Origin of the sequence: Streptomyces sp. NPDC048523, assembly GCF_043199815.1 — a bacterium.
GTDB lineage: Bacteria > Actinomycetota > Actinomycetes > Streptomycetales > Streptomycetaceae > Streptomyces.
On record NZ_JBICWQ010000001.1, the window covers coordinates 612571 to 639217 of the forward strand.

Below are 26647 nucleotides of genomic sequence, written 5' to 3' on the forward strand. Positions count from 1 at the left end.
GAACGTCAGCACGGTCAGAACGTCAGCACGGGCTTGATCGCCTTGCCGGCGCGCATGTCCTGTACCGCCTGGTCGATGTCCGCGAACGGATAGGTGCTGATCAGGCGGTGCAGCGGGAGCCGTCCCTCCTTCACCAGGCGGACCAGGGCGGGGATGAAGCTCTGCGTCTCGGCGTCGCCGAGGGTGAGTCCGACGACCCGCTTGCCGCCGAGCAGCCCGTTGACGTCCAGGGAGACCTCGGTGCCGAACGGCGGGGCGCCGACGACGACCAGCGTGCCGCGCGCGCCGAGCGCGTCGACGCCCTGGCGCAGGACGGTGACGTTGCCCGTGGTCTCCACGATGCCGTCCGCGCCCTGCCCGCCGGTGATCGCGGCGAGCGCCTCGCCGAGGTCCTCCTCGCCGGCGTCGACGGTGTGGGTGGCGCCCAACTCCTTTGCCAGGGCGAGTCGTTCGCCGAACCGGTCGACGGCGACGATCGTCGTGGCGGGGGTGAGAGCGGCGGCCATGACCGCGGACAGACCCACCGCTCCGGCGCCGAGCACGACGATCGTGGCACCGGTGACCGGCTTCAGTACGTTCCACACGGCGCCGACGCCGGTCTGGACACCGCAGCCGAGCGGGGCGATGGACTCCAGCGGCACGTCGGGGTCGACCTTGACGAGGCTGCGTTCGTCGACCAGGGCGCGCTCGGCGAACGAGGACTGGCCGAAGAAGTGTCCGCCGAGCGGCTCACCGTCGCGGCTGATGGTGCTGGTGCCGTCGGCCCGGCGGCCGCCGAGGAGGTTCAGCGGCAGCCAAGTGGCGCAGTAGGCGGGGTGGCCGCCGTCGCAGTTGCGGCAGTCGCCGCAGGACGTGAACGACAGCACGACATGGTCGCCGGGAGATACGCCGGTGACGGCCGAGCCGACCGCCTCGACGACCCCGGCGCCCTCGTGCCCGAGGACACCGGGCAGCGGGAAGGGCAGTCCGCCGCTCGCCACGCCGAGGTCGGTGTGGCACAGGCCGGTGGCGACCATGCGGACGAGGGCCTCACGGGGGCCGGGCTCGTCGAGGGTGACGTCGGAGAGGGTGAAGGGTGCGCCGCCGGACTCGACGACCGCGGCACGGGTGGTGAGGGACATCGCGGGAACTCCTTGGTAGTGCTCAGTCGAGCGAGACGACGACGGACTTGACCCTGGTGTAGGCGTCGAGCGCCTCGGGGCCGTACTCGCGGCCGTAGCCGGAGTCCTTGACCCCTCCGAAGGGCACCGCGGGATCGAGCATCGCCCAGTCGTTGACCCAGACGATGCCCGCCTGGAGACGGTCGGCGACCCGGTGCGCACGGGCCAGGTTGGTCGTCTGGACGCCCGAAGCCAGGCCGTACGGCGTGGAGTTGGCGAGGGCGACGGCCTCGTCCTCGGTGTCGAAGGGCTGCACGGTCAGGACCGGACCGAAGATCTCCTCCTGCACGACCCGGGAGTCGTTGGAGAGGTCGGCGATCACGGTGGGCTTGTAGTAGTAGCCGCCGTCCAGGTCGAGGCGTTCACCGCCGCAGACGATCCGGCCGCCCTCCTTGCGGGCCAGGTCGACGTACTCCTCGACCTTCTTCAGGTGCTTCTCCCCCGCCATCGGACCGACGACGGTCCCGGGGTCGCGCGGGTCGCCGACCGGCACGCCGGGCACGGCGTCGGCGAGGATGCCCAGCAGGGTGCTGTGCACCGAGCGGGCCACGAGCAGGCGCGGGCCGCCCATGCAGAACTGGCCGGTGTTGAAGACGAACGCCTTGATGATCGCGCCGACCGCCTTCTCCAGGTCGGCGTCCTCGAAGACGATGTTGGCCGCATTGCCGCCGAGCTCCATGGTGACGGGCTTGAGCGCCTCGCCCGCCGTCGCCGCCACGTGCCGGCCGATCGCGGTGGAGCCGGTGAAGGCGACCTTGTCGACCCCGCGGTGGCGCAGCAGGGCCTCACCGGCCACCGGCCCGGCGCCGGTGACCACGTTGACGACACCGTCCGGGACACCGGCCCGCTGGAACAGCCCGGCCATGTAGAGGGCGCTGAGCGGGGTCTCGTCGGCCGGCTTGTGCACGACCGTGTTGCCGGCGGCGAGCGCGGGGCCGATCTTGGAACCGGCGAGGATCAGCGGGAAGTTGAACGGGGTGATCGCGGCGACCACGCCGAGCGGCTCGCGCTTGGTGTACGCGAGGGCGTTCATGGGGGTGTTGCGGACGGAGCCGTCCAGGGAGTGGGCGAGGGCCGCGAAGTGTTCGTAGTCGTTGGCCGCGTTGGTCACGTCCACCGCGTGGCACAGCGAGATCGGCTTGCCGACGTCCAGGCTCTCCAACTGGGCGAGTTCGTCGGCGTTCTCGCGGATCAGCTCGGCGACCCGGTGCAGGATCCGGCCCCGCTCGCGACCGCTGAGGCCGGACCAGGCGCCGTCGTCGAAGGCCTCCCGGGCGGCGCGGACGGCCGCGTCCACGTCGGCGGCACCGGCCTCCGCGACCGTGGTGACGACCGCGCCCCGGGACGGGTCGACCACCTCGGTGCGCGCGCCGTCGGCGGCCTCACGCCACTGGCCGCCCACAAACAGCCGTCCGGGTTCGATCTCGATGGGGGACATCGCGGCTCCTCAGCTTCGTCGCCAAGATTTCAACAAACAGGATTCCTGTTGGTTCGCAGTCTCTTTACAGACAGGTTTCCTGTCAATGGTCTAGCCTGAACCCATGCTCGACACACAGCTGACCAAGGCGCCCCCGTCACTCCTCTACATGGTGAAACAGGTGGAGCTCGTCGTCCGTTCCCATCTGGACGACCTGGTCAGGCCCTCCGGGATCACCGCCCTCCAGTACACGGCCCTCACGGTGCTGGAGCGGCACGACGGACTGTCGGCGGCGCAACTGGCCCGGGACTCCTTCGTCACCGCCCAGTCGATCGCCGATCTGGTGCGCTCACTGGAGACCCGTGGACTGGTGCGCCGGGAGCGCAATCCGAAGAACCGGCGCGAACTGCTGATCCTGCTGACCGAGGAGGGGCGCGCGCTGCTCGCCCAGCACGAGGGTCCCGTGCGGGAGCTGGAGGAGCGGATGGTGCGGGACCTCACCGCGCACCAGACCGAGCAATTCCGTCAAGCGCTGACCAGGGCCTGGCACGCCCTGTCGTGAGCCGGGCGCGAGCCCCGCGTGAACCCGGTGCGAACCGACGGTCGCAATTCGAAGACATATGTCAATCGAACATGCTCAAATTCGCTCCACCGAGGGTAACTTGCAGTGCGGGGAACGGATTAGCGCGCCCCCGGACACGCACCGGTTGGAGGCGATGTGGTCGTGCAGCAGGAACCCGCACCGTCGTCCCGGCATCTGCGCATCCACCAGGACCGCGGTCACACCGTGCTGGAGTTCCGCGGGGAGATCGACATCGCCGCGACCGTGGAGCTCCTCCCCCAGCTGGACCAGGTCACGGGGCAGCCCGACGCGCGGCTCGTCATCGACCTCAGTGGCGTGGAGTTCTTCGACTGCTCCGGGCTGCGGCTGCTGTACCGGGCCCGCGCGCGCGTGCTCGACAACCACGGCAGCCTGCTCCTGGTCTGCACGCACCCGCTCACGCTGCGGATCATCAAGGTGACCGGCCTGGCCCGGCTGCTGCCGCCGCTGCCGTCGCTGGACGCGGCCCTGGGCCAGCCCGAGACGACGTCCGAGACGTTATGACCGTCCGCTGCACAATGACCGTCGGTTACTCACTGCGGGGCGAGTCGAACAGGGCGCTGACGGACTCACCGTTGTGAATGCGCCGTACGGCCTCGGCGAGCGCGGGGGCGATGGACAGGATCCGCAGCTTGTCGGTGCGTTCCTCGACGGGGACCGGCACGGTGTTGGTGCACACGATCTCCAGTACGTCGGGCTGCTCGCCGATCCTCTTGAGGGCACCGTCGGCGAAGAGCCCGTGCGTACACGCGACCCGGATGGAGCGCGGGCCCAGCTCGCGCAGCCTGTCGAGCAGTTCCAGGACCGTGCTGCCCTTGGCGATCTCGTCGTCCAGCACGATCACGTCCCGTCCGGCGACCTCGCCGATGACGTCGCTGATGCTGACCCGGTCGTCGGCGAACCGCTGCTTGGCGCCCGCGGCCACCTGCGCGCCGATGAGCCGGGCGAAGGCGGCCGCCTCCTTGGCGTTGCCGAGGTCCGGGGAGACCACGGTGGTGCGGGTCAGGTCGTACTGCCGGAAGTGCGCGGCCAGCTCCCGCAGGGCATGCAGATGGTCGACGGGCACCGAGAAGAAGCCGTGCACCTGCGGGGAGTGCAGGGTCATGGCGAGGACACGGCTCGCCCCGGCCGACACCATCAGATCGGCGACGAGACGTCCGCCCAGTGAGATGCGGGGCGCGTCCTTCTTGTCGGAGCGGGCGTAGGAGTAGTGCGGCATGACCACGGTGATCCGGCGCGCGGAGGCACCACGGGCCGCGTCGCACATCAGCAGCAGCTCCACCAGGTGCTCCTGGACCGGCCTGACCAGCGGCTGGACGAGGAAGACGTCCCGCTCCCGGCAGTTGGCCTGAAGCTGCACCTCCAGGCAGTCGTTGGCGAACCGGCTGACCCGGGTCGGACTGAGCGGCACCCCCAGATGCGCGCAGACCTCCGCCGCCAGCTCGGGGTGGGCGCTACCGCTGAACACGGCGATGTCTCGCACGGACCTGCTCCTATGATGATCATCTCGGGTTGCCCGGCTCATGCTACTGGCCCGCCCGCCGACCGCCCGGCCGGCGAAATTCGGTTGCGGTGCCCCGGCCGGCGGACGCCATCATGGCCAGGTCCGAGTTCCCTCAATGTCAGGATCCCTCGCATGCGCCGACTCCTCGAATCGACCCAGCGCCCCCTTCGGCCCACGGTTCTCGAGGACTCGACCCCGTATGCACACCCTGAACATCGGAATTCTGGCCCACGTCGACGCCGGTAAGACCAGCCTCACCGAGCGGCTGCTGTTCGACCACGGCGCGATCGACCGGCTCGGCAGCGTCGACACCGGTGACACCCGTACCGACGACGGTGCGATCGAGCGGCAGCGCGGCATCACCATCCGCTCGGCGGTCGCCTCGTTCACCGTCGGTGACACTCGGATCAACCTCATCGACACCCCGGGGCACTCGGACTTCATCGCCGAGGTCGAGCGCGCCCTGGAGGTCCTCGACGGGGCGGTCCTGCTGCTGTCCGCCGTGGAGGGCGTCCAGGCACAGAGCCGGGTGCTGATGCGGACCCTGCGCAGGCTACGGCTGCCCACGCTGATCTTCGTCAACAAGATCGACCGGCCCGGTGCCCGCGACGAGGGCCTGCTCGCCGACATCCGGCGCAGGCTGACGCCGTACGTCGCCCCGCTCACCGAGGTGACGGGCATCGGCACCTCCGCCGCCGGAGTGACCGCCCTGCCCGGGGACAGCCGGCTGGCCGAGGCCCTCGCCGAGGTCGACCCGGACATCCTGACGGCGCTCGTGGACGGCCCCGCGCCCACCCCGGACGACCTGCGCGGGGCCCTCGCCGCCCGCACCGCCGACGGCTCCCTCCACCCGGTGTTCTTCGGTTCCGCCCTCGGCGGCCAGGGCGTGCGCGACCTGGTCGAGGGCGTGATCCGGCTGATCCCGGCCGGCCCTGCGACCCGAGACGGCGAACCGCGCGGCACGGTGTTCGCCGTACGCCCCGGACCCGGCGGTGAGCGCACCGCCTATCTGCGGCTGTACGACGGCGAGGTGACGGAGCGTCAACGGCTGACGTTTCTCAGGCGCGAGGCCGACGGCGCGACCAGCCGGGTCGCGGGGCGGGTGACGCACCTGAGCGGACCCCTCACCGCCGGGACCATCGCGGCGCTGGCCTTCTCCGCCGGCCTCCGCGTGGGCGACCGCCTCGGTGAACTCACCGACCGCGCGCCGCAATTCGCTCCCCCGACCCTGGAGACCCTGGTCACCGCCCGCCACCCCGGCCAGGCGGTCCGGCTGCGCTCGGCCCTGCTGACCCTCGCCGACCAGGACCCCCTGATCCACGTGCGCCCCGCGGCCGCGGGCGCCACCTCGCTGCTCCTGTACGGCGAGGTGCAGATGGAGGTGCTCGCGGCGACCCTCACCCAGGACTTCGGTGTCGAGGCGGATTTCGAGCCGGGCCGGGTGCGGTACCTGGAGCGGCCACGCGGCACCGGGGAAGCGTGCGAGGAGTGTCCCTGGCATCTGGGGACCCGTTACTGGGCGACGATCGGACTGCGGGTCGAGCCGGGTGAGCGCGGCTCCGGTGGGGTCTTCGCGTACGAGACCGAACTCGGCGCGCTCCCCCGGGCGTTCCACCAGGCCATCGAGGAGACCGTCCACGCGGGCATGCGGACCGGTCTGAGCGGCGCGCCGGTGACGGACTACCGGGTCACCCTCGTCCGCTCCGGATTCGTCGGGCCCCTCAGCACCGCCGCCGACTTCCGCGGGCTCACGCCGATCGTGCTGCGCCGTGCCCTGGAGCGGGCGGGGACCCGGCTGTTCGAGCCGTACCACGCGTTCGAGGCGGAGGTGCCGCTGGACGCACTGGCTGCGGTCACCGGCCAACTCGCCGCCGCTGGAGCTGAATTCACGGGCACCACGGGTGGGACCACGGCATGGGTGATCACCGGAGGGCTCCCGGCGCGGCGGGTACGGGAGATCGAGCTGCGGCTGCCCGGGCTCACCCACGGTGAGGGGGTGTGGTGGTCCAGGCCGTCGGGCGACCGTGAACTCAAGCCTCACCAGTAGCACTCACCACGACACCGGCAACCGGCGCGGTCCCCGTGTCATCTGTCCCTCCCGCCAGTCGATCGCCTCCGGCGTGAACTCGGCCCGCAGCCCCGGGAACCGGACCGCGAGCCGGTGCAGGGCCAGCCCCAGCTCCAGGCGGGCCAGCCACGCGCCGAGACAGTGGTGGGGACCGGCGCCGAACACCACGCTCGGTGTCGTCAGCGGGGCGAAGAGGTCGGTCTCCTCTGGCCGTGGAAAGACGTCCGGATCCCGGTTCGCCGCGTTGGTCTGCACGGCGACCACGGCCCCCGCCGGGATCGCCACCCCGCCGACCTCGACGTCCTCGACGGCCCGGCGGATCAGGCCCGGCAGCACCCTGCCCTCGCTCAACGGGATCGTGCGCAGCAGCTGTTCGACGGCGGTCTCGGCGGCCTCCTGGCTCTCGGCGAGGCCGGGCCAGGCCTGCCGCCCGTCGGTGAGGAGGTGGACGACGATGTTCCCGAGGGCGGTCATGGTCGTCTCGTGTCCGGCGACGACCAGGCCCAGGACCAGCATGACCAGGCGCGGTTCGTCGATGCCCTGGTCGTCGCCGGCGACGACCAGGGCGCTCACCAGGTCGTCGCCCGGCTCCTTGCGCCGCTCGGCGATCAGTCCCGCGCAGAAGTGGCCGAACTCCCGCATGGCGGCGCCGACTTCCTCGGCGGTGTGCGCGCCGCCGGACAGGGCGTGGTCGGCCCAGTCTCGGATGCGCTCCCAGTCGGCGTGCTCCAGGCCCATCAGCCGGGAGATCACCGAGACGGGCAGTCGGCGGGTGAACCCCTCGACGATGTCTGCGGGCTGCGGCTGCCGTGCGAGGTCGTCGAGGAGGGTCTCCACCACGGAGGCGGTCCAGGGCCGCCAGCGGGCGATCGCGCGCGGGGTGAAGGCCCGCTGGACGGTACCCCGCAGCAGTTGGTGGGGCGGCCCGTCCTGGTTGAGGAGGCCGTCCGGGGAGTCCAGCAGGTTCGGTACGAGGAGCAGCGGCGGGGCGTCCTCGTCCCTGAGGGACCTCCGGTTGAAGCGCGGGTCCATGAGTACCTGGCGCACGTCGGCGTAGCGGGTGACGAGCCATACCGGGGTGCCGGTGGCCAGGGTGGTGAGCCGGGGCGGGCCGTTCTCGGGCAGGGGGATACGGTGCATGGGACAAAGGGTCCGGGACGTGCTGTCCGTACTCATCCAGGTCTCCAGACACGCCGGTACACGGAGTTCCCCACGCTAGTGCGCCCCGGTGTGTCCCGTCAGTGTCCCAATCGGCCAACAAGACGGTCTCCCAGGGCTTTTGGGGGTCATCCGTGGGCATCCGTGCAGTAGGAAGGAGGGCCGTCGCATGACGACTCCCATCAGGCGCGTGTCCAGGCGCATGCCCGGCTGGGCGAAGATACTGACCGCCGTCGTGGTGGTGCTCGTGGTGTTCTTCGCCGGGATCCGGTTCAGCGTGCTCCCTGGCCTCAAGGACCTGTTCGGCACGGAGACCCACGACCGTTCGGGTCCCGCACTTCTGGAGTCCATCCAGGACATCAGCCGTTACGACGCCGCCTCCGGCAATTTCCAGGTCGTGGTGGACCTGGAGAAGGACACCAAGTTCCTGCCCGACGCGATCCGCGGCTCCCGCACCCTGTACGTGGGGGCGGGCGCCGTCGACGCCTACGTCGACCTCGGCAAGGTGGCCAAGAACGACGTGACGGTCAACGAGGACCGCACGGCCGCCACGCTCCATCTGCCGCACGCGCAGCTCGGCAAGGCCACGCTGGACGCCGACCGCTCCTACGCGGTCTCCAAACAGCGCGGTCTGCTCGACCGGCTCGGCGACTTCTTCTCCGACAACCCCAACAGCGAACAGGCCGTGCAGAAGCTCGCGGTGAAGCACATCACCGAGGCGGCGAAGGAGAGCGAGCTGACCAAACGGGCCGAGACCAACACCACCAACATGCTCAAGGGACTGCTGAACTCGCTCGGCTTCACGAAGGTCGAGGTCACCTACGGCACCTGATCAGCCGCCGAGCATGCCCGGCAGGGTGAGAGCGCCGAGCACGGTGGTGCCGACCAGGACCCACGCCACGTAGTCGCCGACGTGCCCGGACTGCAGGCGCCGCAGCCACAGCGCCCGGTCCGGTGCGGCGAACGGCTCGGGGCGGGTGACGGCGAGGAGGGCGAGGACCCCGGCCAGCAGGGTCGACACCAGGCCCAGCAGGACTCCGGCCGGGGTCCAGTGCACGGAGGTGAACCCGCCCGCGGATCCGGTCTCGTTCACGGAGTGCGCGACCACCTCCGCGAAACCGGGGGCCACGCCGGCGGCGACGGCTCCCGCGAGCAGCACGGCGGGCACCGCGCTCATGGCGCGCCGAGGCCGGCGACGGCCGCGCCGACCGTGAGCTCCAGGGTGTCCACGGCGGAGATGATCACGAGCCAGAGCACGGCGAGTGCGGTCCACCAGCCGAGGAGTTCGGCTGTGGCGAGGAGTGTCGTACGCCCGGTCGTACGCCCGGTCATGCGCCACCTCCTCGCGGCCGCGGCCTGGGGAACGTCCGTCGCGCGCCGTCCAAACACCGGTCCGAGGGCGTGCGGGGGCGACGCGCGCGGTACTCCAGCCCGCGTGCCCCGACCGTACGAAGGGAAACCGGAGGCCGACCGGTGTGCGGCGGCATCCTCGGACCGTTCAGGGGTAAGCGCCTTTCGACACTGGGAAGTTCGAGAGTGGAGGATCCAATGGCCTGGGCGCCGTCACGTTCGCGAGCGGGGTCAGACGCCGGCACCGCCAAGACCGAGCGCGCGGTGAAGCCCGCCCGCCCCCGGCGAGATCCGCTCTCCCTCGTCGTCCGTTTCGTGGCGATGGTGTTCGCGTTCGTGTTCATGGTGGCGTTCGCCGTCGTCCTGGCCCGGCTGACGCTCGAACCCTCACCGGCGTCCGTTGATCTGACGCACACCAACCTGCACCCCGGTGCCTCCCTGAAGGCCTATCTGGACCAGCCCGAGCTGCGGGACGCCTTCAAGCAGATCGGCGGGAACATCCTGCTGGGCATCCCGTTCGGCATCCTGGTTCCGATCATCGCCCCGAAGACCCGCGGACTCCTGAAGATCCTGCTGCTGACAGCCGTCGTGATGCTGCTCGTCGAGTTCGCGCAGGGCGCCCTCGTGGAGGGCCGGGCCTTCGACATCGACGACGTCATCCTCAACACCTCCGGCGCCCTGATCGGCTATCTGCTGCTGGGCAGGCGGCTGAGCCGGGCGGTGCACAAGAAGCCGCGCGACAAGTCGGCGAAGAAGGCGTAAGGAACCCGGGGTCCGCTCAACTTCTGGTCTGTACCAGAGTATTGACGGCCCCTTAGTTCACTCCTTAAATCAAGAGGCGACACCACCATCCCCCCACCCCGGAGGAAGAGCCGTGGCCGCCTCACGCCTGCTGCGCAGATGTCTCCTCGCCGCACTGTCCGCCGTGCTGATCTCGTCCGGTACCGCCCAGGCGGACCCGCCCGCCGTCGCTGCCGCTGCCGCGGTGACGTTCTCCGACACCTTCGACGGGCCCGCCGGAGCCGCGGTCGACTCCTCGAAGTGGCAGATCGAGACCGGCGACAACGTCAACAACCACGAGCGGCAGTACTACACCTCGGGCAACAAGAACGCCGCTCTCGACGGGCAGGGCCATCTGGTGATCACGGCCCGGCGCGAGAACCCCGCGAACTACCAGTGCTGGTACGGCACCTGCCAGTACACCTCGGCCCGGCTGAACACCTCCGGGAAGTTCACCGCGCAGTACGGACACGTCGAGGCGCGGATGAAGATCCCGCGCGGGCAGGGCATGTGGCCGGCGTTCTGGATGCTCGGCACCCCGGTCAACTGGCCGGACTCGGGCGAGATCGACGTCATGGAGAACGTCGGCTTCGAGCCCTCGACCGTCCACGGCACGATCCACGGCCCCGGCTACTCCGGCTCGGGCGGCATCGGCGCCGGCTACTCCCTCCCGAACGGCCAGGCCTTCGCGGACGCCTTCCACACCTTCGCCGTCGACTGGGCACCCGACTCGATCACCTGGTCCGTCGACGGGACCGTCTACCAGCGGCGCACCCCCGCCGACCTGGGCGGCCGCACCTGGGTGTTCAACAAGCCCTTCTTCCTGATCCTCAACCTCGCGGTGGGCGGCTACTGGCCCGGTGACCCGGACGGCTCCACCGCCTTCCCGCAGCAGCTCGTGGTGGACCACGTGTCGGTGACCACCGGCGAGGCGCCAACGGGGGCGGCGATCCGGGGCCTCGCGGGCAAGTGCGTGGACGTCGCCGGGGCGAACCCCGCGAACGGGACCGCCGTACAGCTCTACGACTGCAACGGCAGCGCCGCCCAGCAGTGGACCGTCGGTTCGGACGGCACGATCCGCGCGCTCGGCAAGTGCCTGGACGTCACGGGCGGCGGCACCGCGGACGGGACGGCGGTCCAGCTCTACGACTGCAACGGCTCCGGGGCCCAGCGGTGGACCGTCACGGGCGCCCGCGACATCGTCAACCCGCAGGCCGACAAGTGCCTCGACGTGACCGGCAACAACTCGGCCAACGGCACCCGGCTGCAGCTGTGGACCTGCACGGGCGGCGCCAACCAGAAGTGGACGGTCGGCTGAGCCGGTGGGTCAGTGCCGGGTCCAGGTGAACTTGTCGCCGCCCACCCAGCGGACCACGTCCGGGTCGTCCAGGTCGTGGACCGTGATCCCGAAGGCGGCGGCCGCCTCCAGGACGTCGGTGACGGCCCTCGCCTCGCCAACCACCTCCCCGTCGATCTCCACGATCCGGAACGGCGGTGTGGTCGGCTGGACCCCGAGCACGATGATCCGCGGGGTGGCGATGTGCGGGCTCGCGATTTCGGTCATGGTTCGAGCGTAGAACGCATCCCGCGGCGAGGAGAGGCGTGCGTCATCCGCCGAGCAGGTCGAGGACCGCCGCCTCGACCGCGCCCTGGGTGGCCGGCCGCCCGAAGTCCCCGTGCTCGCCCAGCCGGGTGAGGGCGGGGGCGACGGTCCGCCCCTGCTCGAACAGCTCGAAGACCCGCGGGTCGATGTACGAGGCCCGGCACACCGCCGGCGTGTTGCCCAGGTAGTGGCTGACCTCGCGCACTGTCCTGGCCATCTGCCGGCGGCGGCCCGTCGGGGTGGCACGGGCCTCCTCGGCGGTGACGGCGAGGGCGACCGCGGCCAGGACCGTGGCGTGCCAGGTCCGGAAGTCCTTGGCGGTGACATCGGTGCCGGACAGCCGGCGCAGCGCCTCGTTCAGGTCGGCGCCGTGCAGATCGTGCCAGGCGCCCCGCTCCCAGTGGGCGAGCAGCCGGTCCCCGCCGCTCCTGCGGCGCTTGAGCGCGCGTACGACGGTCAGGGCGTCCTCGTCCACCAGCGCGCGGACCAGCTCGATGCCGCCCTTGGCCGGGTAGGCGAAGGTGAGCCCGTCGCGGCCGCAGGTGACGTGCTCGCGGAGCATGGTCGTCAGGCCGTAGGTCTCCGTCTGGCGGGTGTGCCGGTCGCTGCCGATCCGGAAGAAGCCGAGGTCGAGCAGGCGCACCGCGCAGGCCGTGACCCGCGGGCGGCTCAGGCCCCGCCCCGCGAGGTCCGCCGCGACCCGCTCGCGCAGGGTGGGCAGGGCCCGGGCCACCTCCCGCACGTGCTCGTGCTTGGCCTGCTCCTGCTGGGCGCGGAACCGCTCGTGGTACAGGTACTGGCGACGTCCGGCGTCGTCGGTGCCCACGGCCTGGAGGTGCCCGTTGGGCCAGGGGCAGATCCACACCTCGCGCCAGGCGGGCGGGATGGTCAGGGCGCGGATGCGGGCGAGCACGTCCGGGTCGGTTACCGGCTCGCCCTCGGAGTCCCGGTAACGGAAACCCCGGCCGCAGCGGACCCGGGTGAAGCCCGGACGCTCGCAGGAACTGGTGCGCAGTCTCAAGGGCGCCGCCACTCGTCGTCACCGAGGTGCGAGCCGGCCTGCGGGCCCATGCGGAGCATCCCGCCGTCGACGCTCCAGGACGCGCCGGTGACGTAGGTGGCCTCGGGGCCGGCCAGGAAGGCGATCACGGCGGCGACCTCGCGGGCATCACCCGGGCGGCCGAGCGGGACACCGGGACGCTTTTCGGTGTGGACGTCGGTGTCCTTCTGGCCCGTCATCGGGGTGGCGATCTCGCCGGGCGCGACCGCGTTGACGGTGATGCCGTGCTCGGCGAGTTCCAGGGCCATCACCTGGGTGAGCAGTCCCAGGCCGCCCTTGGCCGCGCAGTACGGGGCCGCGCCGACCCGCGGCTGGTGCTCGTGCACGGAGGTCACATTGACGATCCGGCCACCGTCGCCCTGCCGGATCATGTGCCGGGCGGCCCGCTGACCGCACAGGAACGGTCCCAGCAGGTCGACGTCGAGGACCTCGCGGACCGTGTCGAGCTCCAGGTCGAGGAAGGGCGTCATGGTGCCGGTGCCCGCGTTGTTGACCAGGACGTCGAGGCGGCCCAGCCGGTCGCACAGCTCGTCGACGGTGTCCGCGGCGGCGGGCAGCCGGGTGAGGTCCATCCGGGCCACCTCGGCGCGTCGGCCGAGGGCGCGGACCTCCTCGGCGGTCTCCTCGGCGCCCTTGTGGTCGGTGTGCCAGGTGATGCCGACGTCCATCCCCGCCCGGGCCAGCCGGACGGCGGTGGCCCTGCCGATGCCGGAGTCGGCTCCGGTGATCACGGCCACCTTGGTGTCGGGTGCGGGGGGAGCGGACATCTCGGCCTCCTCGTAGGGCGGGGGTGTCGTCAGGGCTGACGAGGCGACTGCCGGACAACCGGGGTCCGGGGTCCGAGATCCGGGGGACGTCCGACGAGGCATCGCAGTACCCGGCGGTGAACCCGACAAACCGCTCGCCCGTCGTGCGGCGCCCGGGCGTCTGGGGAACTCTGGAGGAGCCGGGCACTCTGGAGGAGGTGCGATGGATCCCGTCGAGGCCCTGGAACGGATCGCCTTCCTGCTGGAGCGGTCCCTGGCACCGACGTACCGCGTCCGTGCCTTCCGTACGGCGGCCCGGGTACTGACCGAGCTGCCCGCGGACGAGGTGCGCGAGCGCGCGGAGGCCGGGGCGCTGGAGTCGCTCAAGGGCATCGGCCCGAAGACGGCCCAGGTGGTGCGCGAGGCGCTGGCCGGAGGCGTGCCCGGCTATCTGGTGAAACTGGAGGAGGAGTCGGCAGCGCCCCGGACCGGGGGCGGCGAGAAGCTGCGGGCGCTCCTGCGCGGCGACTGCCATCTGCACTCCGACTGGTCGGACGGCGGCAGCCCGATCGAGGAGATGGGCCGGACCGCGGCGGAGCTCGGCCACGAGTGGGCGGTGTTGACCGACCACTCGCCACGGCTGACCGTGGCCCGGGGGCTGTCCCCGGAGCGGCTGCGGAAGCAGCTCGACGTGGTGGCGGCACTCAACGAGACCTGGGCGCCGTTCCGGCTGCTCACCGGCATCGAGTGCGACATCCTCGACGACGGCTCCCTGGACCAGGAACCCGATCTCCTGGACCGCCTGGACGTCGTGGTCGTGTCCGTGCACTCCAAGCTGCGCATGGACGCCCGTTCGATGACCCGGCGCATGGTGGCCGCCGTGCGCGACCCGCACGCGAACATCCTCGGGCACTGCACGGGACGACTGGTGACCGGGCGCGGCCGGCCCGAGTCGCAGTTCGACGCGGACGAGGTGTTCGCCGCGTGCGCGGAGTCGGGCACGGCGGTCGAGATCAACAGCCGCCCGGAGCGCCTCGACCCGCCGCGCCGGCTGCTGCGCCGGGCGGTCGAGGCGGGCGTGCTGTTCTCGGTGGACACCGACGCGCACGCGCCCGGCCAGCTCGACTGGCAGATCCTCGGCTGCGCTCGGGCGGAGGAGTGCGAGGTGCCGGCCGAGCGGATCGTGACCACCTGGAACCTCGGGGAACTGCTGGCCTGGTCCCGGGAAGGCCGGGTACCGGACCGAGTGGCGGGCCCCTGAGGTGGTACCCGTGCGGCACGACAGGACAAGGAGCGGTACATGGAACGGGCGGCAGTGTTCGACGTCGACGGCACCCTGGTCGACACCAACCACCTGCATGTGACGACCTGGTGGGAGGCGCTGCGGCAGGCGGGCCACCGGGTGCCGATGCACGCCGTCCACCGGGCCATCGGGCTCGGTTCCGAGGACCTCGTGGCGCATCTGCTGGGCGAGGACCGCGACAAGGACCAGGACGCCGAGCTGAGCGCCGCCCACAAGGCACTTTACGGGCAGTACTTCGACCGGCTGCCCGCCCTGCAGGACGCCGGCCGGCTGCTGCGGCATCTGGACCACGAGGGCTGGCGCGTCGTCCTCGCCACCTCGGCGGGCGGGGCGGAACTGTCCGCGCTGCGCCGGGCGATCGACGCCGACGACGCGATCGTGGCCACCGCGAGCGCCGACGACGTCGAGGAGGGCAAGCCCGCCCCCGAGCCCGTCGAGCACGCGCTGGAACTGGCCGGGGTGCCCGCCGAACGCGCGGTCTTCGTCGGCGACACCGTCTGGGACATGCAGGCCGGCAGCCGGGCGGGCGTCCGCTGTGTCGGCGTCCTGTGCGGCGGAATCCCCCGCGCCGACCTGGAGGAAGCGGGTGCGCAGGCGATCTACGACGATCCGGCCCACCTGCTGGCATCCCTGGCCGACAGTCCCCTGGCATGACGTGCCCGACGGCCGGAACCCATAGCAGATGACTGGTGTGACGGAAGCTCTACGCCGACAGCCCCGCCCGACGCAAGCGATACGGCAGGGAGCACATGCCTTCGGCCGGGCGGCCCGTGCCGCCTTCCGTGGCCCGGGGCGGGAGCGCGATCTGCTCGTGCAGTCGCTCAAGGCCTCGGCCGCCGCGATCCTCGCCTGGCTCGTGGCCGGTGTGTGGATGGGCGATCCGATGGCCCTGATGGCGCCCTGGGTGGCGGTGGTGCTGGTGCAGGCCACCGTGTTCAGCTCGCTGATCCAGGCAGTACGGCAGCTGGCGGCGATCTGCTGCGGGGCCGTACTGGCGTCGGTGGCGCTGGCCGTGACCGGGAGCACGCTGGGCGCCGTGGCACTGTCCGTGCCGCTGCTGGTGCTCCTCGCGAACTGGCCGCGCTTCGGCGACCAGGGGATCTACGGCGCGACCACCGCCCTGTTCACCCTCTCCACCAGCACGGTCGGGGTGTCGGAGGTCGGCCACCGGGTGGGACAGGCCGCGCTCGGCGCGGTCATCGGCATCGCCGTGAACGCGTTCGTGCTTCCGCCGATCCATCTGCGGGACGTACGGGAGAACCTCGCGGCGCTGGCCCGGGAGGCGGGCGATGTCCTGCACACCCTGGCCGGTGATCTGCGGGACGGTGAGTGGGACGTGCAGGGCTGGTCGCATGCCTCGGCCCGGCTGGAGCGCCGGCTGGAGGCGCTGCGGTCCGCCCGCGGCTGGAGCCGGGAGAGCCTGCGTCTGACGGCCGGTCCGCGACGTGCCGTACGGCGGCTTCCCGCGTCGATCCCCCCGGAGCAGGACGACGAGCGCTGGAGCCGCGTCACCGGTCACATCCGCGCGCTCACCCGCACCCTGGTCGTCGCCGCCGACGAGGACCGCGCCCCCGTCGCGCCCGCCGGGCCCGTACTGGACGCGTACGCCGACCTCCTCCAGCTGATCGGCGACGCCTGCCACGCGGAGAGCGACCGGCTGCTGGCGACCGGCGGTGAGGACCACCCCGACGACCATGCCGAGGCGGCGATGCGGGAGCTGCGCGGTCAGCTCCAGGACGGGCTGCGGGAGCACGCCGGGCAGGGGGCGGAGGGCACGACGGTGCTGGGGACCCTGCTGCTGCAGGCCGAGAACCTGTGGAGCGAGACCGTTCCGACCGGTCGGAACGGGTGACGCAGCTCACCCGGGAGCGGGCCGCGGGGCGGAACACCAGCGGGTGGTTGCCCGTTGAACAGACCGTGGGTACGGATGGGACAGTGTCCCCGGGCCTCACCTTTTGCCCACAGGGACGATCGTTCGGCTGAAGCCCTGTGGAGCCTTTCGCCGAGAGGCGACCGCCATCCGTGCCCATCCCTTGACCGCCCCGACCGTGATTCCCCCGTCCGGTCGGGGCTTCCTTTTGTCCCGGCTTGACTTCGAGAGCACTCCAATTCGTAGCGTTCCCGTCATGAGCACTGCACAGCACAAGATCGGTTCGGGGTTCGGCGCCCACAGCACGGCCGACGACGTCCTCGCGGGCGTCGACCTGTCCGGCAAGCTCGCGATCGTCACCGGCGGCTACTCGGGGCTCGGTCTGGAGACCACCCGGGCGCTCACCAAGGCGGGCGCGCGGGTCGTCGTCCCGGCCCGGCGTCCCGACACCGCCTGGAAGGCCCTGGCCGGCATCGACCGTGTCGAACTGGACGAACTCGACCTGGGTGACCTGGACAGCGTGCGGGCCTTCGCCGAGCGGTTCCTCGACTCGGGCCGCACGGTCGACCTCGTCATCGACAACGCCGGGATCATGGCCTGCCCGGAGACCAGGGTCGGGCCGGGCTGGGAGGCGCAGTTCGCGACCAACCACCTCGGGCACTTCGCGCTGGTCAACCGGTTGTGGCCGGCCATCGAGCCCGGCGGCGCCCGGGTGGTCTCGGTGTCGTCGCGCGCCCACCACTTCTCCGGCATGCGCTGGGACGACGTCCACTGGCGGACCGGCTACGACAAGTGGCAGGCGTACGGCCAGGCGAAGACGGCGAACGTCCTGTTCGCCGTCCATCTCGACAAGCTCGGCGCCGATCGCGGGGTGCGGGCGTTCTCGCTCCACCCGGGCGGCATCCTCACCCCGCTGCAGCGTCACCTCCCCAAGGCGGAGATGGTGGAGCGCGGCTGGATCGACGAGCAGGGCAACGTGCTCAACCCCTCGGGCTTCAAGAGCCCGGAGCAGGGCGCGGCCACGCAGGTGTGGGCGGCGACCTCGCCCCAGCTGGCGGGAATGGGCGGCGTCTACCTGGAGGACTGCGACATCGCCGAGCCCGCCGTCGACGGCGACGAGAGCGGCGGCGTCAGGGCGTGGGCGACCGACCCGGACCAGGCGGAGCGCCTGTGGACGCTGTCGGCGGAGCTCACGGGCGTGAACGCGTTCGCCTGACGCGGGCCCTTCGGGGGGATGTCGAGAGGGGCCACTGCCGATTCAGGAAGCGGCCCAGGGCGCTACCGCGCGTCGAGCTCCTTCGTTCCGTACAGCGCGGCAGGCGCCCCCGTCTCCAGGGCCCAGTAGCGGTCGCCGTAGGACCAGTGCCACCACTCGGTCGGGTAGTTGACCAGGCCCGCCGCGTTCAGCGCCTCGCCCAGCAGGGCCCGGTTGGTCTTCGCCTGCTCGGTGATGTTGGCGGCGCCCGTGTAGCAGGCGCCGTCGCTCTCCTCGGGGTTGGCGTTCATCGCGGTGCCCAGGTCGAGTTCGCGGCCGTCGGCGTCGGCGAGGGTGAGGTCGACGGCCGCGCCGGCGCTGTGCGGGGCTATGCCGGGCGGGGAGACATAGCGGCTGGCCGCGGTGTGGATCCGGTCCGCGGACCAGTCGGGGTGGGCGGCGCGCAGTTCACCGGCGTACGTCTCGAAGTAGTGCCGCTGCAGCGCGGGCGGCCGGTATCCCTCCACGAAGAGCAGGCCCAGGCCGCCGGGCAGCAGGGCCTGCGCCCGGAGCAGCCGGTCGAGGACACCCCGGCGCAGATACACCTCGGCGCCCAGGGAGTCCTCGTGCTTGCGGTCGTCGACGAGGAGGTGGCCGCGGACGTCCACGAGAGGCTCCCCGTTCTCCTCGACGGGGACGGCGGCGACACGGGTGTCGGACATCAGGATGATCTCACTCATGCCGTGATCCTCTCGTGGCCGCGGACCGTGGCGTGCACCTGCCGCACCTCGCGTGCATCGCCGGAGGCCGGGTACTCGGGCGGCTCCCCGACCCAGCGGACCGAAGGAGCCGAAGTGAGCACTTCAACCGGCAGCAGGATCGTGGTCACGGGCGCCACCGGCAACGTGGGAACCAGCGTGGTGCGCCTTCTCTCCGAGGATCCGGAGGTCGGCTCCGTACGGGGCCTGGCCCGGCGGATCCCGGACTGGTCGCTCCCGCGAACGGAGTGGTCCGCGGTCGACCTGTCATCGGAACAGACCGATCTGGTCGAGGAGTTCACGGGCGCCGACGCGGTGATCCACCTGGCGTGGGCGTTCCAGCCGACGCACGACCCCGCGGCGACCTGGCGCACCAACGTCCTCGGCTCGATCCGGGTGTTCGAGGCGGTGGCGGCGGCCAAGGTGCCGACGCTGGTGCACGCGTCGTCCGTGGGCGCCTACTCCCCCGGCCCGAAGGACCACGCGGTCGACGAGTCGTGGCCGACGCACGGCTGGCCGGACGCCGCGTACTGCCGGGAGAAGGCGTATCTGGAGCGCGCCCTGGACACCTTCGAGCGCGACCACCCCGCCGTCCGGGTCGTACGGATGCGCCCGGCGTTCCTCTTCAAGCGGGAGTCGGCGAGTGAGCAGCGCCGTATCTTCGGCGGCCGCTTCCTGCCGGGCCAGCTGGCCCGGCCCGACCTGCTGCCCTTCCTGCCCGACATCCCCGGTCTGCGCGTGCAGGCGCTGCACACCGACGACGCCGCCAAGGCCTACGCGCTGGCGGTGCGCTCGGACGTGCGGGGCGCCTTCAACCTGGCGGCCGAGCCGACGGTCGACGCCGAGCTGCTGGCCGGGATGCTCGACGCCCGTCCCGTACGGCTGCCGCGCACCGCGGCCCGCTCGGCGATCGCGGCCGCGTGGGGCCTGCATCTGCTGCCCGCGTCCCCGCATCTGTTCGACGCGGTCCTGCGGCTGCCGCTGATGGACTGCACGCGTGCGCGTACGGAACTCGGCTGGCATCCGGAGCACACCGCGACCGAGGTCCTGGAGGAGTTCCTGCACGGGATGCAGCAGGGCGCGGGGGCGCGGACGGAGCCGATGAAGGGCCGCAAGGTGGGCTGAGACCCGGCGGGCCCGCGAGTCGGCCGCCGGGCCGGCGCTCAGCCGGAGGACTCCTCGGCTCCCGGGTGCTCGGGGTGCACGGTGTCCGACCGCTGCGCCCCCTGGCGGCCGGTCCCCGCCTCGTCGGTGTCCGGGACGTCCTCGGACTCGTCGGTGCCGGACTCCCCGTCCGGGACGGTGGCGACCTCCCAGGGGTCCTCGCCCTCGCCCGCCTGCTGGTCCGGCAGATCCCGCGGGACGGGGTCCCCGATCTCGCCCGGTCCTTCGTTGCGGTGGTCCACGGCATCCTCCCTGGCGTGTTGCTGGCGGGAGCGCGAGTACCTCCGCCCAGGTCGGCGAAACGTCAGTGCGGTGCGCGCTCCTCCAGAGCGGTCCGCCAGGCCGGTGCCGGGCCCTCGGGCGCGGGTTCGGGGCGCCGGCCGCCACGGGCGAAGAAGTCGGCGAGCGGGAGGATGGCAGCGCCGACGGTGACCGCGTCGGGCCCGAGGCGACCGAGGTCGACGGTGACCTTCCCGGCCGGGTACCGCAGCGCGTACGCCGTCGCGTGGCGCCGTACGGCGGGCAGGAACCGGTCGCCGAGCTGGAGCCCGGCCCAGCCGCCGACGATGATCCGCTCGGGCTGGAAGAGGTTGATCAGATCGGACAGGCCGGCGCCCAGGTACTCGGCGGTCTCCTCCAGGACGGCGAGCGCCACGGGGTCGGCCGCGGTGCCGTCGGCCGGGTGGGCGGCGCTGAGCATGGCGGTCAGCGCGGTCTCCTCGTCGGTGCCCTCGGGCGGGCGGCCGCCCGCCTCCCGCCAGCGCTCCAGCAGCGACTCGGCGCCCGCGTAGGCCTCCAGGCAGCCGAGGGCCCCACAGCGGCAGCGGCGCCCCCTGACCCGTACGGTCAGATGCCCCCACTCGACCGCCCGGCCGTGTTCCACCTCGGGCGTCACCAGACAGGCGCCGACACCGGAACCGAAGAGGACCACGACGGCGCTGCGGGCACCGCGCCCCCCGCCGAACCACATCTCTGCCTGGCCGAGGGTCTTGGCGCCGTTGTCGATGAAGTACCGGACGCTGCCGGGCAGCGGGGAGCCGGTGCGCAGCAGTGCCTCCAGCGGGACGGCGTCCCAGCCGATGGTCTGTCCGTGCACGACGGCCCCGCTCTCGGGGGTGTGCGCGACGATGCCGGGCACTCCGATGCCGACGCCGAGCAGCACTTCGGGCTCGACGGCGGCAGCGGCGAGCACTTCGGTGATGCCGTCGCGGATGTGCCCGACGATGGCCTCGACGTCGTAGCCGTGCTGGGTCAACGGGCGTTCGGCGCGGGCGAGTTCGGTGAGGGTGAGGTCGAACAGCTCGACGCGCACCCGGGTCTCGCCGACGTCCACGCCGATCATGTGACCGCTGCCGGGCGCCACCCGCAGCAGGGTGCGGGGGCGTCCGCCGTCGGAGTCGACGCTGCCCGCCTCCTCCAGCAGGCCGTCGGCCACCAGGTCGGCGACGACGTTGCTGACGGAGCCGGAGCTGAGCCCGGTGACCGGCCCGAGTTCGAAGCGGCTGAGGGGTCCGTCGAAGTAGAGGCGCTGCAGTACGGCCGTGCGGTTGGCGCGTCTGAGGTCACGTACGGTGCGTCTGTTCAAGGGAGTTCAGGCTCCTGTGACCCGGGCGAGGGCCTCGATCTCGTCGAGGGCGGCGACGAGTTCCGGGGCCACCGCCGACTGGACCCAGCGTTCCTTCTCGTCGTCGACCGCCCGTGGGACGGTCTCGGTGAGCATGATCAGGTAGAGGTAGGAACGGTACAGGGCGAGGCGCACCCGGGCCATGACGTCGAACTCGGCCTGCCCGCCCGCCTCCCGGTACCCCGCGAGGAACGCCTCGTCCTTCTTGATGTCCCCGAGCAGCGCCAGGGAGACGAAGTCGGCGAGGGGGTCGCCCCAGAACATCCGCTCCCCGTCGATGAGCCCGCCGATGCGCGGCTGACCGCCGGCCGGGCGGTGCAGCAGGATGTTCCCGTCCCACAGGTCGAAGTGGACCAGGGCGGGGACCGTGACCTCGTCGAGAGCGGGGTATCCGGCCCGGAGGGTGCCCTCCACCTGCTCGACGGAGCGGGGAAGTCGCGCCCCGTAGTCCCGGGCGTCGTCCAGAATGGCCTCGATCATGGCGGTGAACGCGGTCCGCCAGTCACGGGCGAGCGGACCGAGGGCGCGGGAGGGGTAGCCGAAGCCCGGCCCGGTCACCGTGTGCAGCCGGGCCACCTGACGGCCCAACTCCCTTCGCAGCGGCGCCCGTTCGGCATCGGTCACCGACCGGTCCCAGGGGTCGCCGGGACAGGCCGTCATCAGGAGATGGGGTACGACGGTGTGGGTGCCGACGGCCACCACGTGGGGCGCCGCGACCTCGGCCACGGCGGCTCCGCGGTAGAACTCCGCCTCGGAGACGAGGAGTTCACGCTCGTAGCGCAGGCCGGGAACGGTGGTCGCGGGCGGGACCTTGAGGACGTACCGGGTGCCGTCGGTGAGCAGGAGCTCCTCGACGGTGTTGTAGGTGCCGCCGCTCAGAGGCCGGACCCCGGCGAGCCGACCGGGGTCGAGGCCCGCGCCCTCCAGCACCTGCCGAGCCCATTCCCAGGAGTCCATCAACGTCCCGCCCCCTTCTCTCCGCTCGGCAGCCGTCCGGTCGGCGTCGGGCGCGTGTTCCCCGAACAGGGTACGGAACGCGTCCCGCGCACCGGGGGCCATTCGCGGGCCTACGCGCTCGGGGTGCTCACCGCGGGCGTCCGGCCCCCCGCCGGCTCCCCTCCGTGAGTCGTCCCCCCCCCGGCGCGCCGAAGCGGGCCAGCGTGTGCCACACCATCTTCAGGTGCTGGAGTTCGTAGCGGCCCGTCCTCGCGGCGTCGCCGATGATGCGCGGGTCGACCAGTCCGTCCTCGGCGATGCTCGCGCCCAGGTCGGCGTACTCCTGCCCGCGGTAGTGGGCGTGGCGATGCAGTTCGGCGACGGTGATCCGGTGCCCGGGGTGCCACTCGACGGGGACGGGCAGCAGGTGTGCCGCCGCCTCGACGGGGGTGTTCCGGTAGCTCGCGTCCAGGACGAGGGCCTCCACATCGCGGGCCAGGTCCACGCCGCCGTGCACCTGGGCCTCGATGTAGTCGTCGAGGGCGTCCTGCTCGTCCGCCTCCGCGAGGGCGATCAGGGGCATGCCGGCGGCGACGCCGAAGTGGACCGGCTCGGCGGCACTGTCGGGGTAGCAGAAGGTGGCGCGGGCGAGGGCTTCGCCGGTCAGCCGGAAGTGCGAGGAGCCGAACCGCGGGGCGGCACCGACCACTTGACGGCGGAAGTTCAGCGCGCCGTACACGGGCCGCTCGTGCGCGCCGGCGTCGTCGTAGGCGCCGCCGAAGATCCGGCTCTCCCAGCGCCACCGGTCGCCGCCGGGGTGCGCGGTCAGCCCGCCGTTGCTCGTGCCGGTGACGAACTGCGAGTGGTAGACGCCGTCCCGGGCCAGGGCCTCCAGGAGGGGCAGGCCGCGTGCCAGGCGGTCGGGGTGGAAGTTCAGCGTGATGCGCACGTCCGGGGCGACGGCCGGCCCCTCGGACACGGCCGCCACATGGTTCAGCGCCGCCCGCGCTCGTGCCGACGCGACTGGACTCACCGGCGTCTCCTCACCCACGACTCACCGACAACTCACCCATGACTCACTGGATGATCACCCGGCGAGGAGGACGCCCGCATGTCATTTGCCGAATTCCGGTCCGGCCGAGAGCACGATCTTGCCGCGGTTGGCACGCTCCTCCAGCCGCTCGTGCGCGCTCCGCGCCTCTTCCAGGGGTACGACGGTCTCGATCGGCACGCGATAGCCGCCGGCGGCCACCCGGTCGGCCAGTTCCCGCAGGTCGGGACGGGCGTCGTAGCCGTGGATCTGGAGGTTGGTGAGCTGGAAGCCGAGGATCGAGGCGTTCTTGGGATAGAAGTCGCGGGTGTCGACGGTGCTCGGTTCCAGGGCGACGTTGGCGAGGGCCACGACCCGGCCGCCGTGGCCCACTTCCCGCAGACTGCGCCCGAAGGCCCGGCCGCCGACGGTGTCCAGGACGACGTCGGCGCCCCGGCCCTCGGTGAGCCGGAGCACCTCCTCGACCTCGGCGTCGTCGGGGTGGGCGGAGGTGTCGACGGTGACGTCGGCGCCGAACTCCCCCGCCCAGGCGGCCTTCTCGGCCGAGCCGGCGAGGGCGATGACCCGCGCCCCCGCCTCGGCGGCGATCTGCACGGCGGCGGTGCCGACACCGCTCGCCGCCGCCTTCACCAGCACGGTGTCGCCCTTGGCGACCCTGGCCAGGTGCCGCACGCAGTACCAGGCGCTGAGCCAGGCGATCGGCAGGGCGGCCGCCCGGGCCAGGTCCACGCCGTCGGGGAGCACGACGACCTGGGTGGCGGACACCGTCGCCAACTCGGCGTAGAAACCCGATGACTTGCCGCCGTCCAGGGCCATGACCCGCTGTCCGGGCGCGAAGTCCGTCACCCCCTCCCCCACTTCCACGACGACCCCGGCGGCCTCGGCGCCCGGGATGAGCGGTGGGCGTCCGGCGCGGTGGTAGAGGCCGGCGCGGAGCAGGGCGTCCGCCCGGTTCACCCCGGCCGCGGCGACCCTCATCAGCACCTCTCCGGGGCCGGGCACCGGGTCGGGGACGTCGACCGGCACCAGCACCTCCGGTCCGCCGAACCTGTCGATCCGCACCGCACGCATACCGCACCTGCTCTCTGCCCGGCCACCCGAGCGACTGACACCGGTTGAAGCGGTGTCGCGAAGTGGTGCCACCATCCGACACCTCATCAACCGGTGTCAAGAGGGCCGATGCATCGGCCCGACACCTCATGAACCGGTGTACGCTCGACGCATGACCGGCAGCCCCGCCCCCGCCGACCCGGCACTCGCGTTCCCGTTCATCGGCGGCCGCCCCTGCCTGGACTTCGCGGCCACTCTCGGCAAACGGCACGCCACGCCGCTGGAGCGGCTCCCCGACACCGCGGCCCTCGCGCGCTGGTTCACGGAGGCGGAGCTGGCCACCGACGCGGCCGCGGTGCGGGTCACCGCCCGGGATCTGACGGACGCCCGCCTTCTGCGCGAGTCCGTGTACGGCCTGGTCCGCGCCGCGATGGCCGGCCGGGAAGCCGACCCGGCCGACGTGGAGCGGGTCAACGCGGTCGCCGCCCAGCCGGATCTCGCGCCCCAGCTGGGTCCGGTCCGGTGGGCGGCGCGCAGTCCGGCCCGCGCGGCCCTGGCGACGGTGGCACGGGACGCCGTACTCCTGGTGCGGGGTCCGCTCCTGGAGCGGGTCAAGGAGTGCGAGAACCCGGACTGTTCCCTGCTGTTCCTGGACGACTCGCAGGCCCGCCGCCGCCGTTGGTGCTCGATGGACCGCTGCGGCAATCTCGCGAAGATCGCCGGTTACCGGTCCCGCAGCCGGGCTGCCGCCACCCGTTGACGGCGGATCCTTGAGGTGGATCCGATGTCTTGGGTGCGGGCCTCGGGGTAGGCGTTGCCGATCCGGCGGGCCGGGCGGGCCACGCGGAGCCAGGTGGGAGTTTTCCCCCACAATGGGTGCACTCCGTGCGGACGGCCACCGTCCGCACGGAGTGCACCGAACGCTTATGCGGAAGAGGAACACACTGAGGATGCGAGATGTACGTGAGGTGAGGGCGTCCCTGGTGCGCTCCGTGAAGCGGCGCCGGGACCCCGTGGTCGTGCAGACGCTGCGGTCGGCGGCCGCGGCGACGATCGCGTACGTGATCGCACTGCGGCTCAGCCCCGAGGCGGCCCCGCTCACCTCGCCCCTGACCGCGCTGCTCGTCGTCCAGGTCACCCTGTACTCCACGCTCACCACCGGCATCCGCCGTGTGAACTCGGTGGTGACCGGCGTTCTCGTCGCCATCGCCTTCAGTCTGCTGGTGGGTCTGACCTGGTGGAGCCTGGGCCTGCTCATCGTGGCCTCGCTGGTTGTCGGACGGCTGGTGCGGGTCGAGGAGTTCGTGCCCGAGGTGGCGATCAGCGCGATGCTGGTGCTCGGGGTGACGACGGTCGGGGACACCGCCTGGGCGCGCGTGGTGGAGACGCTGATCGGCGCGGTCGTCGGCCTCGCCTGCAATCTGCTGTTCGCTCCCCCGGTGTGGGTGGACGAGGCGGGCGAGTCGATCGAGGGGCTAGCCCGCCGGCTGCGGAAGCTGATGCTGCGGATGGGCGAGGAGGCCGCGGGCCGTACCCCCGTGGAGCTGGCGACGGCCCGGCTGTACGAGGCGCGCGAGCTCGACCACGACATCGTCGAGGTGGACGCGGCCCTCCGGCAGGCCGAGGACAGTCTCAAACTGAACCCCAGGGTGAAGGAGGGCCTGCTGCACCGGGTGGTGCTGCGTACCGGCCTGGACACCCTGGAGATCTGCACGGTCGTGCTGCGGGTCCTGGCGCGCACCCTCACCGACCTCGCGAAGCAACGCGACCCCCTCGCCGACGAGCCGTACGCGATCGACGAGGGGCAGGCTCCCGAGCCGCTGTTCGGGCCGGAGACCGGCCGGACCGTGGAGCAGCTGCTGTCCGAGATCGGTGACGCGGTGGTCAGCTTCGCGGTCCTGGTCACCACGCACGTCAGTGTGAGCGCCGAGTCCGCCGAGGCCCGGCTCACCGCCGAGCTACGCCAGGCCACGACGACCCGCGACAAGATGGCCCAGCTCCTGCTGGAGGAGGTCCAGCGCGACTCCCGCCACTGGCAGCTGCACGGGGCGGTCCTCACCGAGGTCAACCGCATCCTCGACGAGCTGGACACCGAGCACCGCTCCCGCCGTCTGCTGGAGGAGCTGGACCGTGCCTCCCGCGAGCAGCGTGAACGGATGCCGCACCTGACCCGGCTGCAGGAACGCTGGCGCCGGAACCGCCCGGCCCTCTCCCGTCGTTCAAGGTGACACAGGCACAACGGACCATCA

Annotated in this window: 28 protein-coding genes; 13 read left to right on the forward strand and 15 right to left on the reverse strand. The window is 72.1% G+C overall.

Annotated elements, in window-relative coordinates; all coding sequences use genetic code 11:
* Positions 1-14: 14 nt before the first annotated feature.
* Positions 15-1121 carry an NAD(P)-dependent alcohol dehydrogenase gene (locus tag ACGFWE_RS02825; RefSeq protein ID WP_352384826.1) on the reverse strand — a complete coding sequence of 369 codons (1107 nt, stop codon included), beginning with the start codon at positions 1119-1121 and terminating at the stop codon, positions 15-17.
* A 22-nt stretch (positions 1122-1143) separates the two neighbouring features.
* On the reverse strand, positions 1144-2598 hold the full coding sequence (locus tag ACGFWE_RS02830) for an aldehyde dehydrogenase family protein (RefSeq protein ID WP_352384824.1): 1455 nt from the start codon (positions 2596-2598) through the stop codon (positions 1144-1146).
* Positions 2599-2701: 103 nt separating this feature from the next.
* Here ACGFWE_RS02830 and ACGFWE_RS02835 point away from each other — a divergent pair, with 103 nt between their 5' ends.
* Together ACGFWE_RS02835 and ACGFWE_RS02840 are read left to right on the forward strand one after the other, a co-directional pair.
* The gene (locus tag ACGFWE_RS02835; protein ID WP_352384822.1) at positions 2702-3139 is read left to right on the forward strand and encodes a MarR family transcriptional regulator; all 438 of its coding nucleotides are present in this window, start codon (positions 2702-2704) and stop codon (positions 3137-3139) included.
* A 162-nt stretch (positions 3140-3301) separates the two neighbouring features.
* Positions 3302-3682, forward strand: a complete 381-nt coding sequence (locus ACGFWE_RS02840) for an anti-sigma factor antagonist (protein WP_352384820.1) — start codon at positions 3302-3304, stop codon at positions 3680-3682.
* 25 nt (positions 3683-3707) lie between these two features.
* Here the strand turns inward: ACGFWE_RS02840 and ACGFWE_RS02845 are convergent, their stop codons facing one another.
* Positions 3708-4661: a ribose-phosphate pyrophosphokinase gene (locus ACGFWE_RS02845; RefSeq protein ID WP_352384818.1), complete on the reverse strand. Its 954-nt coding sequence runs from the start codon at positions 4659-4661 to the stop codon at positions 3708-3710.
* A 220-nt stretch (positions 4662-4881) separates the two neighbouring features.
* Between ACGFWE_RS02845 and otr(A) the strand changes: the two genes are divergently transcribed.
* Positions 4882-6729 carry a tetracycline resistance ribosomal protection protein Otr(A) gene (gene otr(A), locus ACGFWE_RS02850; protein ID WP_393597369.1) on the forward strand — a complete coding sequence of 616 codons (1848 nt, stop codon included), beginning with the start codon at positions 4882-4884 and terminating at the stop codon, positions 6727-6729.
* A gap of 3 nt (positions 6730-6732) precedes the next feature.
* On the opposite strand, the gene ACGFWE_RS02855 is transcribed toward otr(A), so the two are convergent.
* A complete protein-coding gene (locus tag ACGFWE_RS02855) occupies positions 6733-7926 on the reverse strand; it encodes a cytochrome P450 (RefSeq protein WP_393597371.1) in 1194 nt (397 codons plus the stop codon).
* 151 nt (positions 7927-8077) lie between these two features.
* On the opposite strand from ACGFWE_RS02855, the gene ACGFWE_RS02860 reads away from it, so the two are divergent.
* Complete coding sequence (locus tag ACGFWE_RS02860; protein WP_393597373.1) at positions 8078-8740, forward strand: DUF4230 domain-containing protein; 663 nt, start codon at positions 8078-8080, stop codon at positions 8738-8740.
* On the opposite strand, the gene ACGFWE_RS02865 is transcribed toward ACGFWE_RS02860, so the two are convergent.
* Together ACGFWE_RS02865 and ACGFWE_RS02870 are read right to left on the reverse strand one after the other, a co-directional pair.
* On the reverse strand, positions 8741-9085 hold the full coding sequence (locus ACGFWE_RS02865) for a hypothetical protein (protein WP_393597375.1): 345 nt from the start codon (positions 9083-9085) through the stop codon (positions 8741-8743).
* The gene (locus ACGFWE_RS02870; RefSeq protein WP_393597377.1) at positions 9082-9240 is read right to left on the reverse strand and encodes a hypothetical protein; all 159 of its coding nucleotides are present in this window, start codon (positions 9238-9240) and stop codon (positions 9082-9084) included. Before ACGFWE_RS02870 ends, ACGFWE_RS02865 begins: the two co-directional genes overlap by 4 nt.
* Positions 9241-9456: 216 nt before the next feature.
* On the opposite strand from ACGFWE_RS02870, the gene ACGFWE_RS02875 reads away from it, so the two are divergent.
* Positions 9457-10020: a VanZ family protein gene (locus tag ACGFWE_RS02875; protein ID WP_393597379.1), complete on the forward strand. Its 564-nt coding sequence runs from the start codon at positions 9457-9459 to the stop codon at positions 10018-10020.
* Positions 10021-10132: 112 nt separating this feature from the next.
* Entirely contained in the window at positions 10133-11356 is a 1224-nt protein-coding gene (locus tag ACGFWE_RS02880; protein WP_393597381.1) for an RICIN domain-containing protein, read from the forward strand.
* A 9-nt stretch (positions 11357-11365) separates the two neighbouring features.
* Here ACGFWE_RS02880 and ACGFWE_RS02885 read toward each other — a convergent pair whose 3' ends face one another.
* Genes ACGFWE_RS02885 through ACGFWE_RS02895 form a run of 3 tightly spaced genes read right to left on the reverse strand, consistent with a single transcriptional unit; the run spans position 11366 to position 13468 of the window.
* Entirely contained in the window at positions 11366-11602 is a 237-nt protein-coding gene (locus ACGFWE_RS02885; protein WP_057613237.1) for a hypothetical protein, read from the reverse strand.
* A gap of 43 nt (positions 11603-11645) precedes the next feature.
* The gene (locus tag ACGFWE_RS02890) at positions 11646-12662 is read right to left on the reverse strand and encodes a DNA topoisomerase IB (protein ID WP_393597383.1); all 1017 of its coding nucleotides are present in this window, start codon (positions 12660-12662) and stop codon (positions 11646-11648) included.
* Entirely contained in the window at positions 12659-13468 is an 810-nt protein-coding gene (locus ACGFWE_RS02895) for an SDR family oxidoreductase (protein WP_393597385.1), read from the reverse strand. The genes ACGFWE_RS02890 and ACGFWE_RS02895 overlap by 4 nt, the downstream gene beginning before the upstream one ends.
* A gap of 202 nt (positions 13469-13670) precedes the next feature.
* Here ACGFWE_RS02895 and ACGFWE_RS02900 point away from each other — a divergent pair, with 202 nt between their 5' ends.
* The 4 genes from ACGFWE_RS02900 to ACGFWE_RS02915 all read left to right on the forward strand — a co-directional run bounded on the left by ACGFWE_RS02900 (position 13671) and on the right by ACGFWE_RS02915 (position 17836).
* The gene (locus ACGFWE_RS02900; RefSeq protein ID WP_393597387.1) at positions 13671-14708 is read left to right on the forward strand and encodes a PHP domain-containing protein; all 1038 of its coding nucleotides are present in this window, start codon (positions 13671-13673) and stop codon (positions 14706-14708) included.
* A gap of 39 nt (positions 14709-14747) precedes the next feature.
* Positions 14748-15404, forward strand: a complete 657-nt coding sequence (locus tag ACGFWE_RS02905; RefSeq protein WP_352384799.1) for an HAD family hydrolase — start codon at positions 14748-14750, stop codon at positions 15402-15404.
* A 28-nt stretch (positions 15405-15432) separates the two neighbouring features.
* Positions 15433-16602 carry an aromatic acid exporter family protein gene (locus tag ACGFWE_RS02910; protein ID WP_393597389.1) on the forward strand — a complete coding sequence of 390 codons (1170 nt, stop codon included), beginning with the start codon at positions 15433-15435 and terminating at the stop codon, positions 16600-16602.
* Positions 16603-16876: 274 nt separating this feature from the next.
* The gene (locus ACGFWE_RS02915; RefSeq protein ID WP_352384796.1) at positions 16877-17836 is read left to right on the forward strand and encodes an SDR family NAD(P)-dependent oxidoreductase; all 960 of its coding nucleotides are present in this window, start codon (positions 16877-16879) and stop codon (positions 17834-17836) included.
* Between the two features lie 62 nt (positions 17837-17898).
* Here the strand turns inward: ACGFWE_RS02915 and ACGFWE_RS02920 are convergent, their stop codons facing one another.
* Positions 17899-18555: a M15 family metallopeptidase gene (locus tag ACGFWE_RS02920; protein ID WP_393597392.1), complete on the reverse strand. Its 657-nt coding sequence runs from the start codon at positions 18553-18555 to the stop codon at positions 17899-17901.
* A 114-nt stretch (positions 18556-18669) separates the two neighbouring features.
* Between ACGFWE_RS02920 and ACGFWE_RS02925 the strand changes: the two genes are divergently transcribed.
* Positions 18670-19698 carry an SDR family oxidoreductase gene (locus tag ACGFWE_RS02925; RefSeq protein WP_393597393.1) on the forward strand — a complete coding sequence of 343 codons (1029 nt, stop codon included), beginning with the start codon at positions 18670-18672 and terminating at the stop codon, positions 19696-19698.
* 38 nt (positions 19699-19736) lie between these two features.
* Here the strand turns inward: ACGFWE_RS02925 and ACGFWE_RS02930 are convergent, their stop codons facing one another.
* From ACGFWE_RS02930 to ACGFWE_RS02950, 5 genes are all read right to left on the reverse strand, one after another.
* A complete protein-coding gene (locus tag ACGFWE_RS02930) occupies positions 19737-19979 on the reverse strand; it encodes a hypothetical protein (protein WP_393597395.1) in 243 nt (80 codons plus the stop codon).
* Between the two features lie 62 nt (positions 19980-20041).
* A complete protein-coding gene (locus ACGFWE_RS02935) occupies positions 20042-21322 on the reverse strand; it encodes an ROK family protein (protein WP_393597397.1) in 1281 nt (426 codons plus the stop codon).
* A 6-nt stretch (positions 21323-21328) separates the two neighbouring features.
* Positions 21329-22318, reverse strand: a complete 990-nt coding sequence (locus tag ACGFWE_RS02940; RefSeq protein ID WP_393597399.1) for a phosphotransferase family protein — start codon at positions 22316-22318, stop codon at positions 21329-21331.
* Positions 22319-22445: 127 nt separating this feature from the next.
* Entirely contained in the window at positions 22446-23330 is an 885-nt protein-coding gene (locus ACGFWE_RS02945; protein WP_393597400.1) for a DUF3626 domain-containing protein, read from the reverse strand.
* An 81-nt stretch (positions 23331-23411) separates the two neighbouring features.
* Positions 23412-24419: a zinc-binding alcohol dehydrogenase family protein gene (locus ACGFWE_RS02950; RefSeq protein WP_393597402.1), complete on the reverse strand. Its 1008-nt coding sequence runs from the start codon at positions 24417-24419 to the stop codon at positions 23412-23414.
* A gap of 151 nt (positions 24420-24570) precedes the next feature.
* Here ACGFWE_RS02950 and ACGFWE_RS02955 point away from each other — a divergent pair, with 151 nt between their 5' ends.
* Positions 24571-25158, forward strand: coding sequence for an ABATE domain-containing protein (locus ACGFWE_RS02955; RefSeq protein ID WP_352384783.1), 588 nt, complete (start codon positions 24571-24573; stop codon positions 25156-25158).
* A gap of 190 nt (positions 25159-25348) precedes the next feature.
* Complete coding sequence (locus tag ACGFWE_RS02960; protein WP_352384781.1) at positions 25349-26626, forward strand: aromatic acid exporter family protein; 1278 nt, start codon at positions 25349-25351, stop codon at positions 26624-26626.
* Positions 26627-26647: the final 21 nt, after the last annotated feature.